Genomic DNA, 12,719 nt, shown 5'->3' with positions numbered 1-12,719 from the left:
GAAAGGTCCCATAAGACAGAGCACGGGTATCGTTTGCAGCCGAAGCGATACTTATGGCTACGGGGTTCGAATGGCCGCCAATGACTGATACAGCCGAATGCAAACCAGAGCCGATCAAGCAGGAAGCCGAAGAGCGTGACGACGCTCACCTCGACGATATCGAAGAGGGAGCCGGTTGTACGGAGATCTGGGAACATCTCGCCGAACAGCGCGAGGAATAACCGAGTCTTCAGTCCCGATAACGACCTTTTTGACAGCGGAGCTCCTACCGAGGTTCATGACCGACAATCGCCCCGATGATCGTTCGCACAGACGTGACGAGAGCGATCGATCGATCCCGACGGATCGCGAATCGCCCGTCGGTTCACCGGTTATCCGGGGCGATGAATCGGTCGCCGGAACCCGCGCCCGCGAAGCCGTCCAGTTCGATCCAGACGACCCCGAGAGCCTCGCAGACGCCGCCGAAACCGTCCGCCGGTTCGCCGGCGGTGAGACCAACGACGATCACCTCTACATGCTTCGCGGGGCAGCTGCCTGCGCTGCCCTCGTTCGCGGCGAAGGCTCCTACAAGGCCGCCGCCGAACGCGCCGGCGGCGACGCTACCGTCTCCTTTATCCGCAAGTGGGCTCGCGTCCACGATCTCCCGCGCTCGGTCCGCAAACAGGTCGCACTCGGTCAGATCGCCCCGACAGCCGCCAAACACATCGCCCGTGTCGGCGGCGAATCACGGCTCCTCCTCGCGTGGGCTACCCTCGACGGAGACCTCACCGTCCGCGACGTCCGCAGCGTCGCCAGCGCGATCAACAATGGTGCCTCCATCGATCAGGCCCTCGACGAACACGATATTACCCTCGGCCGGCTCGAGCTCACCCTCTCGCCGACGACCTATCGCGCTCTCCGGCGGCGTGCCTCCATCGACGATGTCAATCCTGGGGAACTCGTCACCGAGGCGCTCGAACAGTACTTCGAATAAAGAGTGTTGGACCGGCGAGGTCACTATCGAAGCAGTGGAGAAAGAAACGTTTAACCGCTGTTCCCCGAAAAAGGAAACTACAGGGCCGGTAGCTCAGTTTGGCAGAGCGTCTGGCTTTTAACCAGACGGTCGCGTGTTCAAATCGCGCCCGGCCCGCTTTCTATCAGCGATCGTTTCTCAGTGCTATCAAGAAGGCTGAGTAGGACACTGTTGAGATCGGTTATCGTGAGTGACGGCTATGAGGACGAACGATGAATCTGGGACATTGCATTCAAGTGATCGAAAGCAGCAGCCACTGCGCTCTGGGAGTTGCGGAAAGAAAAGCCAAGGGTCCGAGTCAAGGCAGCGTTTTCTATCGCAAGATTTGAGATGCGGTTAGTTCCCGGCAATACCCGTCTGTCAAGCCCAAATACGGGCCAATCCGTGAAGGTAACACTACTAGTTCGGAGACAGCGGTTGGCTGTGATGGTGACTAGCAAGACGACGAGGGAACAAAACGATAGCAAGTCCATAGTACTCATTAACGGATGAACATCGACGAAAGGACCATCCGAAGTCTATGTACGGATGTAGTATTTGAACGGGGACAGAAGTACCGCAACGAGGAACGTATTCAACGTGTCGAACGGTTCGACGACATCGTCACCGCCGTCGTACGAGGATCATCCCAATATGACGTGACCGTCGAACAGGGAGAAAACACCATCGACGCCCGATGTACGTGTCCCTACGACGACGCTGGCGAATGTAAGCACGCTGTCGCAGTGTTGTTGGATGTCGCCGCCGACCCGCCCCAAGATGAGAGCAAACGTGTAAGGACACTACTTCAAGATGCATCGTCCGACGACCTTCATGAATTCGTGCACGACGTACTCGCGGAACATCCGGATCTCCGTGATCAGTTCCTCGCCCGCTTTGGCAACGGCAGCAAATCTGTCGAAGAGTACCGCGCCCAAATCGAACAATTATTTGACCAGCACACACAGGACTACCCAGCCGTCACTGATTCCATCGACTTTTCACACTTCTTCGAGTTGGCTGAACAGTACCACGAGCGCGACCACTACCTAGAAGCCGCGGCCGTCTATCGCGCGCTGTTCGAGGGGATCAACGATAACGAGGTCCGGATCGACGCCGCGTACGACCACTACTCCAAGACCTTGCAGTCTGCCCTTGACAGATACGTCGAGTGCATACTCGCGGCCGATTCTGATCAAGACGAGTTTGAGAAGTACATCGGCGTGCTGGAAGAACAGGCGATGTTGGAGCATCCAGCTCACAGCGAGCAGTTCTACCGAGCGATCGACGACCTCGAAAACCGAGATGAGCGGTGAGTTCCGGCCAGAAGGAAACCCGTCTCCCTGCACAGAAAATCCTTTCAGCAAGAGATTAGCTACGGACTCAGAGTCGAAGTTGAACATCGATGACGAAGAGTCCGAGCGACGGTTCACGGTGCGCACGATTTCGTCGCGTTCGGAGGGAAGACCGGGGAAAGCCGCGCTATGACTACAAACAGGCAGACCAAGCGAACCGTCCTGGATACCGCGGCTCCCGACGATTTATGCGTCCGCCTGCCAACGAACGTCGATGTCCCCCTCGAACGGATCGACAAAGAGACCGCTGACGACCTCGCCGCGACACTGGACGAAGAAGAGTTCTGGGGACCGGCAATGCCGCTCACGTCTCTGTTCAAGACCGAATTTAAGCAACCCAAACACGTGAATACCTCGACGCAAAGCGCAAACGCAACCGCGAGCAGCGCCTCGAGGGCATCAAGCGCTGGGTGGAATACATCAAGTCCGACCCCTCGAGACATGGGGACCACAACAGAACACAGTCGTTAACGATCAACTCGCTACGGCCCAAAGCGTAGAGATGTCGGCTTCCCACCAGCAGTATGTAAAGGACGTAGCGGCGGAGATTCTCGAAGTGAACGACGAGTCAACGACGATTCGGAGTAGATGATCGCCTCGTGCCAAATTTTCTCGATAACCTTACATAGCGCCTTGGAACGGGAATAGTTGTCTGGACGGAGTCGTCCTATAGTAGCCACTGAAAGTCATTGCACTCCCAATCGAACGATTGCTGTACGATCGGTGTGTAAATCGTTTCAGTTGTTACTATAGACTTTAAGGTAATGTGTGAGAGCCAAGGGCCGGCTTCTAGCCGAACCCTTACAATCCATTGGTTCCTTCACGGTTACAGTCACGAAATCATGACCGATGCAGACCCACGCGAAGAGGTCGACACTCTTCGCGAACGCCTCCGGTCGAACGGGGAGGACGCTCGGTACGTCCAGTTCGACGCCGATCGCCGGCATCTCCTGAAGTTCTCCGACAACATCCGACTCGTCCCCTCGGAGATCGGTGAGCACCGTCACCTCAAGCTGCTCCGACACTGCAGCCGGATGGCAGCCCTCGTCACCCCGCCCTCGGTCGAGGACTTCGAGGACAACGACGAGGGCGCCGATGTCGTCGACGAAGACGACGTCAAGGAACTGCTCGAGCAGCAGGGTCTCCTCGGACTCGCTCTCGAGTACCGGGCCGTAGCCGAGGCGATCGTCCGCTGGATCAACTCCGAGTATACGAACGAGCACACCAACCAGGACTACCGGACGGCGCTGCGCTCGTTCGGGCGCTACCGGCTCAAGAAGGACGAGCCGCCCGGGACGCTTACCTGGATCCCGACCGGGACGTCCAACGACTTCGATCCCGTCCCCAGTGAACGCGATCTCCTCACCTACGACGATCTCCAAGACATGGTCGGCGCTGCTCGGAACCCTCGCGATAAGGCGCTGTTCGCCGTCCAGTTCGAAGCTGGCCTCCGCGGCGGCGAGCTCTATGACCTCCACGTCGGTGACGTCTTCGACAGTGATCACTCGATCGGCCTCCACGTCGACGGCAAGGAGGGCGAGCGGACCGTCCATCTGATCTCCTCTGTCCCCTACCTCCAGCGCTGGCTCGACGATCATCCCGCCAGCGAAGACGACCAGGCGTACCTCTGGAGTAAGCTTTCCTCGCCCGATCGGCCCAGCTACAACACCTACCTGAACTACTTCAAGAACGCTGCAGGCCGCGTCGAGATCTCGAAGACGGTCACGCCGACGAACTTCCGAAAGTCGAACACCCGCTGGCTCGTCACCCAGGGGTTCTCGACCGCTCGGATCGAAGACCGGCAGGGTCGAAAGCGTGGATCCGAACACACCGCTCGGTATATGGCTCGGTTCGGTGACGAATCGAACGAGAACGCGTACGCACGCATGCACGGACTCGACGTCGAAACCGACGAACCCGCCGACACGGGCCCGATCGAGTGCCCGCGCTGTCACCGGGAGACGCCCCGTGAAAAGGACTTCTGCATGTGGTGTCACAACGCGCTGTCCCTCGAGGCGACTGAGAAGGTCGACGATGTCGATAACGATATGGCTGAAAGCATCGCCGAAAGTGCTACCGACGAGGACGTCGACGTCGATCCCGAGGACGTCCTCGAGGCTCGGCAGGCGATCGAGAAGAACCCCGCCCTGAAGCAACTGCTCCTCCCCGACTGAACTACTCATCGTCGGCCTCCTCGGCGCGTTCGAGCGCCCGTTGGAAGTGCTCGGACACCGAGAGACCGGCGTCGGCGATGCGCTCGAAGAGTTCGCGGTTCTCCTCGAGGGCGTCGACCCCCGTCTCGGGCTCCAGTTCGTTGTCGCTGTCTACAAAATTCGCTTTACTCATCAGTGGTCACCTGGTTGCGGATATATCGACGGTCAGTTTGCGAGCGGTCCTCCAGCGGCTTGCACGTCACCAGCCCACCCTGCCGGGCCAACAGCAGGGTCTCGGTCTCGAGATCTAGCCGAGTGACGCAGCCGTTGGCAGCACTGGGGTCGTAGACCGGTTCAGCCCGACGCCAGACGTCGCGGAGATCGGCGTCGACGCCGACTCGGATCGGCCAACTCTCCTCGCGGATGTGTCGCGAGATCTCGCCGATCGCCATCTCACGTGCGCGCCGGCGTTGTCGAGCAGCGACCTCCTCCGAGATCTCGGTCGAGCTCATGCGATCACCTCGTAAACGGCAAGCGTGATCCAGAGGAGAGCTGCGACGAAGCCGAGTAGGGCAGTCGTCTGCAGTGGCGTCAGCTGGGGACGAGCGCGGTGTCCAGACATCACCGACCACCTGCCGGGAGGTCTTGGACATCACCGTAGCAACCGAGCGCAACCGTGATCGTTCGGGCCCGGCCGCGAGTGACCCCGATCTCTTCACTGACATCACCGAGCGTCTCGAGTTCGCCGACCGCCGCTTCGACGTTGGCCGTGGTCACCCCATCGGGGAGTTCGAGCTCGGTCTCGTCTGGGTCATCCGGATCGTCGACGGCGTCGACGGTGATCGGTTCGGGATCGGCAGGTTCCTCCTGGACGTCGGCGCCGGCGTCGCCAGCGTCGTCGTCCGCGGCCTCCTCCTCGAGAGCGACGTCGTCCTCTGCCTCTGACTCAGAGTCGACATCGCTGGTGGGTGTGTCGCCCTCGGTGGAGGGGCCGTCCTCCTCGCTGTCGTCTTCGCTATCCGTTTTGTGGACACCGTGTTGGACCATCCGTCGGTAGACAGCGGCGTAGCCGACCTCGAACCGGTCAGCCGCGGCGCTGATGTTGCTGTCCGCCTCGTCGTACGCGAGTTGGAGGTCCTCGGTCGACGTATGGTCAAGCAGTTCACCATCTGGATCAGCGGCATCCTCGTCGACCTCGTCGCTCTCGGAGTCGGACTCTGGATTGTCGGTCGTCTGCGGGTCGCTCTCTTGAGAGTCGGCGACGCCGGCGATCGCGAGGTCGCCGTCGACGGGAACGGTCACCGACACCTGACCGCGAATCTGTGTATCGTCGGCCTCGAGCAGCTGCGCACTGTCGACACCAATCCTCGTTTCGCCGAGCGCATCGACGACGTCGGCGAGGCGTCGCAGGCCATCGGCGTCGGCGGTCATCGGTTATCCCCTCGGGTTCCGGTGGAGTTCTCACTGTCTGAGACTCCACGATCGTCGACGACTGATCGATACTCGACGTCGAGTACCTCCGCGGGATCGTCTTCGGCCCACCCTTCGCCTCCGCTGGCGATCATCGAGTGGGCCGCGTCGCGGGCATCCTCGAGAGTCAGCACTTGATCCGGGACGGACTTCGCGAGCTCTCCTGCTTGGTTGAGTTTGCCGCCCGACATCTGGCTCGAGGTCACGCTGAGGATCGCGAGCAACGTCTGGACGTGGACGCGGTCACCGCGGATCCGCAGCTCGACCTCTTCATTCATGTAGGCCGCGGCCTCCTGGCCGCCGTCGGTGGCGACCGCCCGCTCGAGGTCGACGTCGTGCATCTCCTTGCGCACGTGACGATCCATCTCGTCGGAGACGTCGACGAGGTCCGAGTCGCTGTACGACCAGGCGCAGTCCTCGCAGCGCGCCCGGTGCTCCGACTGCCCGCCGTCCGTGACCGCAATCGGCGTGCCACCGTCGTCATCGTCATTGTCGTACGGCGGTGCGCCGTGCTCGAGGAGGAACTCGATGGTTTCGGTGTGGAATTTGATCATCCCGAGGTAGTCCTCGACAAGCCGCCGAGTGGTCGACTCGAGTTCCTCGTCATCGAGGTCCTCAAGGATGACCCCGGCCTGCTTGTCGATCTCGGAGAGGCGGGTCTCAATCGAACCGGGTTCGTGGCCTCCGTCGGCAACTGCGGTCTGTTCAGAGCCGTCGTTGCAGTCGTGGTGGATCAACTCGGCGAGGCTGTCGAACGGGTTCGAGCAGATATCACACCAATGGGCGTCGCCGGCGAGGAACGCCTGGCGTCCCTGGAGATCGCGACCACCGTCGGTGACGACGTCGAAGCCCGCCTCCTCGAGGACGTCCGATGGCTTCCGTCCGCACTGTTCGTTGGTCGGTCTGGATGCAGTCCCGAAGCATTCCGAGCAGCCGCGTTTGATGAGCTGCCAGTCTGGCGTCGCATCGAGTTCCTGCGGCCGGAACGCGACTCCCTCGCGGTTGTTGTACTTGCATCGGACGGCGGGATCCTCGCGGGTGGCGCCCTCTGCCGGAAGATGCAGCGCCGCCTTTGCACCCCCCGAGTTGGCGCGCCGGAGGAAGAACGACACCTCCTCGCGGATCGCGTCGAAATCGACATCGATGCCGCCGTCGGTGACGACCTCCAGCTCGAGTCGCTCCTCGAGGCGCTTGCGAACATCGTCGCGACGGTGCTCGAGTTCGTGTTCGTCGACGACGTAGCCGACGGCCACATCGTTCGAGTCACCGGCACCGACGAGATCGGCGGCTTCGCGAACAGCGCGATCGATGAGCTCGCCTTCGGTCAACGCACCGCCATCGGCTCGGAGTTCGCTCGCACGCTCGAACGTAGCGTCAGCGGGGACTGTTTCGGCGCGCTGGCCCTCGATCGTCGCCACGCAGTCTCGGCAGACGGGAGCATCGTACTCTGCAGGGATGTAGCGGAGATCGTCAGCTACCCGCTCGACGGGCGTTCTGAGCGAGGTCCCGCATATGCAGGTGTGGATGCCGTCTTCGAGCGCCATCGAGGCGTGCCAGAGCCCATCCTCGAGGATCCAATGGTCCGGGTTCTGCTCCGAGGGGAGGCCGTCCCGTTCCTCGTGTCGTTCGGGACACTCTGCGACCGGATGGTTCGCGGTCTCGCAGTAGGGACAAGTCATGTTGAGCCCCCGTGGAAGAAGCTGCCGTTGCGCTGTGGGGCCCGCTCGAGGACGGCCTCGAGGTAGTTCGAATTGGGGTCGCTGGTGTTATCAGCGTCGCGCGCGGACGGTTCAACTGGACGGGGCGAGGCTCCTGAATATCCTCCCGTCCGTGCTGCCGCGTTACTGCGCGGCGGCGTTTTCGATGAACTGCTTGTGTCCGTAGTGTCATCTCGGCCGTGGGGACGGCCGGCTGTTCCGCGTTCAGTGGGGTAATATCTATTTACCCCGGTGCTCTCGTTCTTCATGGTCGGAAACCTCCAGCAGAGGTCGACCCGACCCCGGCGTGTGCCAGCACGCCGGACCTTTGCGGCCCGGAAGGGGTGGGTCAACTAAACGTTTTAACCCGAGGTTACTAATGCTTTGCTGTGAGACTCACAGCAGAAGCAGTAGGGTTAGGAGTAAATTTACAACTGTCCTTCGCAAATACTGGTTCATCGATAATACTATGAGTTCCACAGTACCACCCTCCGGCGTGGCGAGACAACGTGCAGAGTGGATGCGCCCCAAAGACGAGCATATCCTTGAAGTGATGCGAGATGAGGGAAATATGACCCCTGGGGCACTCGAGGAACTCGACGTGACGGTCGCGAACTACGCTAGCAACCGGCTCTCTAAGATGGCCAATTACGGCCTCGTCGAGCGGGTCGCGCACGGCCTTTATCGGATTACCGACAAAGGTGAGGCTTTCCTTGACGAGGAGCTTGAGGCGGGGGAACTCGACACGGTTGAAGACTGACATCCGTTCTCACCGAATCTCGCTTTTGACCAGGTCCATGGCCTCGCTGATCCACGGCGGGATCGGACGCGTCGCCGGATCGCGATCTATGCACTGGCCGTCCTCGAACTCGAATATCCACTCTTCCTGGCCGTGATCAACGGTCACCGTCTTCCCACGCGATCCGTAGCCGATCTCGATTGTAGCTGCTCGAGGGACGTCTCCAGGAAGGTCGGCCTCGATATCGGTTCGGAGATCGACGTCGATCGTTCGGGTGTCAGTTGTCGCTGCCATTGTATCTGAACAGTCACACAGAGATACCAAAAGAGAATCCACCGTCATTCCGGGTTTCCGCGTTGTACGGTTATCTGGCCAATTCAGCCGGCACAGGATCTTAATCGCCGAGATCCGCGTTTCCGGGATGGAACCGCTTTGCCTTCCCACTCCCGATGCTGGTGACGACGCGGTAGTGTTCGAGCTTGGTCATGTACCCTCGGAGGGTACGCTCAACACGCGCATCGTCGACGCGATCTCGGTACGCATCGTACAGTTCTCCCGGAGCGATGGGGGCCTGGTCACAGATAATCTCATAGAGGGTCTGCTGGTCGTCGTTTAGACGGTCGAGGCTGCGGTTATGGATCTCCTCGTTGGCCTGGGGAATCGCCGCTTCGATATGCTCATTCTGGACGGACCTCGCGTTCTCATCGCGATTTCCACTTTGGACGGCTACCCGAAGCGTGGTGATCGCGATGCGGGCATCCCCGTCTGCAGCAGCGGCGATCCGCTCGAGTTGTTTCCGAGTAATTGTCGACGGGTGGAGTCCATGATCGGCACGCTGCTCTAGGACGTCCGCGAGTTGGGACGCATCGTAGCTGTCCTGGGTGAGCAGTGGACCGGCACTGACACGGCTTTGGATGTGGCCCGGAACGGTCGCCCACATGTCCTCTTCGGTGTGCGCGATCAGTATGAGCTGGAGGTGGGGGCAACTGTGGAGGTCGCGAAGAAGATCGGGATCGTCGATCTGGTCGGCCTCGTCGAGGACGAGATGGCGGTACTGACCTGGCTCCTCCTGGAGCTTCGAAATCACCGTGTCCAGGGAGGTCGTATCCGGGTGAACGGGCGTCTCGAGCAAGGAGTCGCCGATCGCATAGAGAATGTCCGCACGCTTGTAGTTCTGCCAGCAGTCCACGTACCCAGTCCGGGCACCCGTCCGGTCCTGAATAAGTCGAAGTGAGAGACGCGCGAGCATCGTCTTTCCTGTTCCCGTTGGCCCAGTAATGAACAGGTTGCGGGCGGACTTCTGCTCGGCAGACAGCTGGTACTCTTCGAGGACTTCCTCGAGTTCGTCGCGTCGGTGAACGACGAGCTCGCGTTCGGGAACTTCCTCGTCGTCGAGCACCCGGTCATTCAGTATCATATTCATCGAATTTGACCGGTCAAAAGATAAAGACGACGGCCCCGTTTCCGGAATTCCGTTATCGATACATATGGACTGACCGTGGGACACAGATTGTCTCTCGGTTAATCAAAACACATAGTTACAGTGAAAATGGAGAGGAATAAGAGCCAGTAACTCCTCATACAGTAAATGCGCAATACCAAACAACCCAGAGCCCGATCACGGAATGATCCACCATCCGCTAACGAAGATGTGGCAAAACTTCGCCTTCAACTGTCACATCTATCCCTTTCAGAATTAGAAGCTGAGGGATTGATTAACTATGATCGAGATAAACAGATTGTGAAGAAAGGGCAAAAATTTGACGGAAGTCAACTAGAGTTGTAGATGGTTGACTGTTATTCCACCAGCATTGTGCACCATGCCATACCGCTTTCTCTGTAACAACACTATCTAAACTTGGTCATGTCAATGAACTCGCCCACTTCGAAAGAGGAGTTGCAAGAAGCACTCGATGAACTCATACAAAGAGCACATCAAAACGGTGTAGAAGTTGCTGATGGAGGCTATGAACTAATTCATCATGACGAATCCACTCCTGACTGGGACATGACAATAATACGTATGAAATAGCTCGCTCTTCACTGAACAATTCTTGACCTGCCCAGAAGTTTTCGGGGCGAGTTTCGAGAAGAGATCAATCTGAATAGCGGAAAATCGCTACTCGCTCAGGAACCGCTCACGCCAGAAATCAGTACGGGCCCAGCGCTGGTCGCAGTCCTGGCGGTGGGGAATCTCGTCGATGTTCAGCGCCGACCGCCCGCAGCTGCAACACTCGATCTCGCCGGTCGGCTCGCCGATCTTGAAGCCGTCGACGTTGACCGGAGTCTCGCTGCGGACGACCTGGAACTCCGTGTCGGGATCCAGCGCGTGCTGTCCCATCACTCGGCCCCCAGCGTGATGACGAGGCGGCCGATCTGGATCGAACGATCGCCGGCGTGACGGAGGACCGTCGCGATCTTGCTGCTGGGCTTCGGACCGACGACGACCTCGAGGTCACCGTCGCCGGTGACGTCGGCGAGCCGCACGAGTGGGAGCCACTCGATGATCGCCGCGACGGCGCCGCGAATGAGCGACATCTACCGCACCTCCGCAACGAGAAACATCCCTTGCGGCTGCGTCAGGCCGACACCGCAGTCATGTTCGGCGAGAGTCCGGAGGACGCCTGGCGGGATACGGTCGACCCGTGGACCCAAGACGATCTCGAGCTTACGGCGGCCGCCGTAATCGCGACGATCAACGAGTCGGACGTCGTGGACAGTCGGGTGCGACGGGACGGCCTCCGCAGCGCCCTCAAGGTCGGCGGTCTGGACGCTCATCGCGACCACCGTGGTTCACCGGAAACATGCTCTCCGAGCTCGCCGGCGACGTCATCTCGGTCGACGATCGGGGGAACGGGGCGCTCCCCCGTCGCGTATGCAACGCGCTTGATGTGCTTGCACTCGCGATCGCGGAACTCATGGTCGGGACACTCGCATGCCTCCAGTCGCGCGTCGACAAGGTACTCCGAACCGGATTCGGAGACGACGAGGTACTGGCCTGGGCAGTCACGAACACGGCCCTGGTCCTCGAGGACGGTCAAGTACTGGCTCAGTGCCCGGCGGTCGAGGCCGTCAACGTCGGCCTGGAGGAACTCGGCGGCCGCCATCAGTTGCTCACCTCGTCCCAGACGCCGGCGCGCTTCGCGGCTTCGCGATGTCCCTGCAGCCAGTCTCGAGCCTCCGCCTTCGCGTCCGAGATCTCGTCATCGCTCCAGATGACATCCCAGTCGTCGACGACCTCGAGCAGATCTGCGAGTGCGGCGACGATGGCCTCGTCGACGACGTCGTCGATGTGGTCGTTGATCTCCTCCGCAGCGCCGAAGATATCCAGTCGGCGGTCCTCAAGATCCTCGTCAGCCGAGAGATCATAGACGTCCTCCGCGACCGAGACGTACCGCTCGAGGTCGACCCCGTGATCATGGTGGCCCTGGACTGCCTCGTAGACGTTGTTGTGGCAGATCGTCGTATCGAACGCGTTCGCACGCTTGTGGGCGAGTTCGTTGAGTCGCTTCCGAGCCTGCATCACTCGCTCACCTCCTCGTCGCCGTCGCCATCGTGGAACGAGTCGACGAGTCGTATCCGCGAGCGCGGGTAGGCGTACGTCTGCAGCGGCTCGAGGATGGAGTCAGTCCGTTGTGGGTACTTAATTACGACGACGTCGTCGGTCGCTGGGTAGTCCCGATTTATATTCGCGACCGTGGTCCCCTTCTCGTCGATCTCATGCTCACACGCAGGCTCGGACGGCAGTGCGTGGACGAGCATGTTCGCGTCCGGGTCGTCGCGATCCTCGACCGTGTCCGCGACGTGCAGCTGCGGGAGATCATCGTCGCCACCGTCGCCGCCATCGGTCCGGATCGGTGGCCTGGGGGTGACCGTCGCCTGTGCCCGTTCACTCTCGAGGGCCTCGGCCTGGTGCTGATCGTCACGCGTCGAGTCGCGGTCACCGGCGACATCGCTCGCAGTGATGATCGTCATGTACGATCGACCTCCGCGGCGATCACACGCTCGAGCGTGTCCTTCGTAGCTTTGCAGACAGCGTTGAACTCCTCGAAGTCCGGGAATTCGTCACCGATGGGAACCGTCTGAGCGACGATCTCGTTCAGATCGATGGAGGTGTGGTTGTCGGTCGGTTCGTCCGAAACCGTTTCGTGGGTCCGCGTTTGAATACTCATTGTCCTTCTTGCGAGGACACAGGTCGGGTGCTCTAACACCCGGCCGAGATCGGTTTTCCCGGCCACCCTGCGTCACAGTTACTACTCTATTTGCCAACCTATTAAGCGTTACGTTGTAACGTACTATAGATAGGACACCCAA

19 protein-coding genes, 1 tRNA gene and 1 pseudogene are annotated in these 12,719 nt (G+C 60.2%); 8 read left to right on the top strand and 13 right to left on the bottom strand.

Features of this window, described 5'->3' with window-relative positions; genetic code table 11:
• The first annotated feature begins 80 nt into the window (after positions 1–80).
• The 6 genes and pseudogenes from CP556_RS25910 to CP556_RS08830 all read left to right on the top strand — a co-directional run bounded on the left by CP556_RS25910 (position 81) and on the right by CP556_RS08830 (position 4,520).
• Positions 81–221 carry a hypothetical protein gene (locus tag CP556_RS25910; protein ID WP_176548157.1) on the top strand — a complete coding sequence of 47 codons (141 nt, stop codon included), beginning with the start codon at positions 81–83 and terminating at the stop codon, positions 219–221.
• A 56-nt stretch (positions 222–277) separates the two neighbouring features.
• Positions 278–973 carry a DUF7119 family protein gene (locus CP556_RS08850; protein WP_098725277.1) on the top strand — a complete coding sequence of 232 codons (696 nt, stop codon included), beginning with the start codon at positions 278–280 and terminating at the stop codon, positions 971–973.
• A gap of 82 nt (positions 974–1,055) precedes the next feature.
• Positions 1,056–1,129 (top strand) — tRNA-Lys (locus tag CP556_RS08845).
• Between the two features lie 371 nt (positions 1,130–1,500).
• Positions 1,501–2,307 carry an SWIM zinc finger family protein gene (locus CP556_RS08840; RefSeq protein ID WP_098725276.1) on the top strand — a complete coding sequence of 269 codons (807 nt, stop codon included), beginning with the start codon at positions 1,501–1,503 and terminating at the stop codon, positions 2,305–2,307.
• Positions 2,308–2,681: 374 nt separating this feature from the next.
• Positions 2,682–2,938 (top strand): annotated as a pseudogene (locus CP556_RS27225) (DUF8150 family protein); the annotation flags it as partial.
• A gap of 250 nt (positions 2,939–3,188) precedes the next feature.
• Positions 3,189–4,520 (top strand): tyrosine-type recombinase/integrase, encoded by a 1,332-nt coding sequence (locus CP556_RS08830; protein WP_098725275.1) that lies wholly within the window; start codon positions 3,189–3,191, stop codon positions 4,518–4,520.
• Between the two features lies 1 nt (position 4,521).
• On the opposite strand, the gene CP556_RS25905 is transcribed toward CP556_RS08830, so the two are convergent.
• The 4 genes from CP556_RS25905 to CP556_RS08815 all read right to left on the bottom strand — a co-directional run bounded on the left by CP556_RS25905 (position 4,522) and on the right by CP556_RS08815 (position 7,648).
• Positions 4,522–4,692: a hypothetical protein gene (locus tag CP556_RS25905; RefSeq protein WP_176548156.1), complete on the bottom strand. Its 171-nt coding sequence runs from the start codon at positions 4,690–4,692 to the stop codon at positions 4,522–4,524.
• Positions 4,685–5,011, bottom strand: coding sequence for a hypothetical protein (locus tag CP556_RS08825; RefSeq protein WP_098725274.1), 327 nt, complete (start codon positions 5,009–5,011; stop codon positions 4,685–4,687). The genes CP556_RS25905 and CP556_RS08825 overlap by 8 nt, the downstream gene beginning before the upstream one ends.
• Positions 5,012–5,120: 109 nt before the next feature.
• A complete protein-coding gene (locus tag CP556_RS08820) occupies positions 5,121–5,930 on the bottom strand; it encodes a hypothetical protein (RefSeq protein WP_098725273.1) in 810 nt (269 codons plus the stop codon).
• Entirely contained in the window at positions 5,927–7,648 is a 1,722-nt protein-coding gene (locus CP556_RS08815; protein WP_098725272.1) for a hypothetical protein, read from the bottom strand. Before CP556_RS08815 ends, CP556_RS08820 begins: the two co-directional genes overlap by 4 nt.
• 538 nt (positions 7,649–8,186) lie before the next feature.
• Between CP556_RS08815 and CP556_RS08810 the strand changes: the two genes are divergently transcribed.
• Positions 8,187–8,426: a PhiH1 repressor gene (locus CP556_RS08810; protein ID WP_098727337.1), complete on the top strand. Its 240-nt coding sequence runs from the start codon at positions 8,187–8,189 to the stop codon at positions 8,424–8,426.
• A 9-nt stretch (positions 8,427–8,435) separates the two neighbouring features.
• On the opposite strand, the gene CP556_RS08805 is transcribed toward CP556_RS08810, so the two are convergent.
• Positions 8,436–8,699, bottom strand: coding sequence for a hypothetical protein (locus CP556_RS08805; protein ID WP_098725271.1), 264 nt, complete (start codon positions 8,697–8,699; stop codon positions 8,436–8,438).
• 100 nt (positions 8,700–8,799) lie between these two features.
• The gene (locus tag CP556_RS08800; RefSeq protein WP_176548155.1) at positions 8,800–9,822 is read right to left on the bottom strand and encodes a Cdc6/Cdc18 family protein; all 1,023 of its coding nucleotides are present in this window, start codon (positions 9,820–9,822) and stop codon (positions 8,800–8,802) included.
• Positions 9,823–10,269: 447 nt separating this feature from the next.
• Here CP556_RS08800 and CP556_RS25900 point away from each other — a divergent pair, with 447 nt between their 5' ends.
• Positions 10,270–10,437, top strand: coding sequence for a hypothetical protein (locus CP556_RS25900; protein ID WP_176548154.1), 168 nt, complete (start codon positions 10,270–10,272; stop codon positions 10,435–10,437).
• A gap of 87 nt (positions 10,438–10,524) precedes the next feature.
• Here CP556_RS25900 and CP556_RS08795 read toward each other — a convergent pair whose 3' ends face one another.
• Genes CP556_RS08795 through CP556_RS08765 form a run of 7 tightly spaced genes read right to left on the bottom strand, consistent with a single transcriptional unit; the run spans position 10,525 to position 12,577 of the window.
• Complete coding sequence (locus tag CP556_RS08795; protein ID WP_098725269.1) at positions 10,525–10,746, bottom strand: hypothetical protein; 222 nt, start codon at positions 10,744–10,746, stop codon at positions 10,525–10,527.
• A complete protein-coding gene (locus tag CP556_RS08790) occupies positions 10,746–10,943 on the bottom strand; it encodes a hypothetical protein (protein WP_098725268.1) in 198 nt (65 codons plus the stop codon). The genes CP556_RS08795 and CP556_RS08790 overlap by 1 nt, the downstream gene beginning before the upstream one ends.
• Entirely contained in the window at positions 10,944–11,183 is a 240-nt protein-coding gene (locus CP556_RS08785) for a hypothetical protein (RefSeq protein WP_176548153.1), read from the bottom strand. It lies immediately after the preceding gene.
• Positions 11,180–11,512, bottom strand: coding sequence for a hypothetical protein (locus CP556_RS08780; RefSeq protein WP_098725266.1), 333 nt, complete (start codon positions 11,510–11,512; stop codon positions 11,180–11,182). The genes CP556_RS08785 and CP556_RS08780 overlap by 4 nt, the downstream gene beginning before the upstream one ends.
• Positions 11,512–11,928 carry a hypothetical protein gene (locus CP556_RS08775; RefSeq protein WP_098725265.1) on the bottom strand — a complete coding sequence of 139 codons (417 nt, stop codon included), beginning with the start codon at positions 11,926–11,928 and terminating at the stop codon, positions 11,512–11,514. The genes CP556_RS08780 and CP556_RS08775 overlap by 1 nt, the downstream gene beginning before the upstream one ends.
• Positions 11,928–12,380, bottom strand: a complete 453-nt coding sequence (locus CP556_RS08770) for a hypothetical protein (RefSeq protein WP_098725264.1) — start codon at positions 12,378–12,380, stop codon at positions 11,928–11,930. Before CP556_RS08770 ends, CP556_RS08775 begins: the two co-directional genes overlap by 1 nt.
• Positions 12,377–12,577, bottom strand: coding sequence for a hypothetical protein (locus CP556_RS08765; protein WP_098725263.1), 201 nt, complete (start codon positions 12,575–12,577; stop codon positions 12,377–12,379). The genes CP556_RS08770 and CP556_RS08765 overlap by 4 nt, the downstream gene beginning before the upstream one ends.
• Positions 12,578–12,719: the final 142 nt, after the last annotated feature.

Source organism: Natrinema sp. CBA1119, assembly GCF_002572525.1.
Taxonomy (GTDB): domain Archaea; phylum Halobacteriota; class Halobacteria; order Halobacteriales; family Natrialbaceae; genus Natrinema.
This window is presented reverse-complemented; position numbering and strand designations above follow the sequence as displayed.

Coding starts and splice junctions, on each gene's coding strand:
- CP556_RS08850 (WP_098725277.1), top strand. CDS start 278: ATGACCGACAATCGCCCCGATGATCGTTCGCACAGACGTGACGAGAGC.
- CP556_RS08770 (WP_098725264.1), bottom strand. CDS start 12,380: ATGACGATCATCACTGCGAGCGATGTCGCCGGTGACCGCGACTCGACG.
- CP556_RS08825 (WP_098725274.1), bottom strand. CDS start 5,011: ATGAGCTCGACCGAGATCTCGGAGGAGGTCGCTGCTCGACAACGCCGG.
- CP556_RS08765 (WP_098725263.1), bottom strand. CDS start 12,577: ATGAGTATTCAAACGCGGACCCACGAAACGGTTTCGGACGAACCGACC.
- CP556_RS08775 (WP_098725265.1), bottom strand. CDS start 11,928: ATGCAGGCTCGGAAGCGACTCAACGAACTCGCCCACAAGCGTGCGAAC.
- CP556_RS08810 (WP_098727337.1), top strand. CDS start 8,187: ATGCGCCCCAAAGACGAGCATATCCTTGAAGTGATGCGAGATGAGGGA.
- CP556_RS25910 (WP_176548157.1), top strand. CDS start 81: ATGACTGATACAGCCGAATGCAAACCAGAGCCGATCAAGCAGGAAGCC.
- CP556_RS08830 (WP_098725275.1), top strand. CDS start 3,189: ATGACCGATGCAGACCCACGCGAAGAGGTCGACACTCTTCGCGAACGC.
- CP556_RS25900 (WP_176548154.1), top strand. CDS start 10,270: ATGTCAATGAACTCGCCCACTTCGAAAGAGGAGTTGCAAGAAGCACTC.
- CP556_RS08780 (WP_098725266.1), bottom strand. CDS start 11,512: ATGGCGGCCGCCGAGTTCCTCCAGGCCGACGTTGACGGCCTCGACCGC.
- CP556_RS08805 (WP_098725271.1), bottom strand. CDS start 8,699: ATGGCAGCGACAACTGACACCCGAACGATCGACGTCGATCTCCGAACC.
- CP556_RS08795 (WP_098725269.1), bottom strand. CDS start 10,746: ATGGGACAGCACGCGCTGGATCCCGACACGGAGTTCCAGGTCGTCCGC.
- CP556_RS08785 (WP_176548153.1), bottom strand. CDS start 11,183: ATGAGCGTCCAGACCGCCGACCTTGAGGGCGCTGCGGAGGCCGTCCCG.
- CP556_RS08820 (WP_098725273.1), bottom strand. CDS start 5,930: ATGACCGCCGACGCCGATGGCCTGCGACGCCTCGCCGACGTCGTCGAT.
- CP556_RS08815 (WP_098725272.1), bottom strand. CDS start 7,648: ATGACTTGTCCCTACTGCGAGACCGCGAACCATCCGGTCGCAGAGTGT.
- CP556_RS08800 (WP_176548155.1), bottom strand. CDS start 9,822: ATGATACTGAATGACCGGGTGCTCGACGACGAGGAAGTTCCCGAACGC.
- CP556_RS08790 (WP_098725268.1), bottom strand. CDS start 10,943: ATGTCGCTCATTCGCGGCGCCGTCGCGGCGATCATCGAGTGGCTCCCA.
- CP556_RS08840 (WP_098725276.1), top strand. CDS start 1,501: ATGAACATCGACGAAAGGACCATCCGAAGTCTATGTACGGATGTAGTA.
- CP556_RS25905 (WP_176548156.1), bottom strand. CDS start 4,692: ATGAGTAAAGCGAATTTTGTAGACAGCGACAACGAACTGGAGCCCGAG.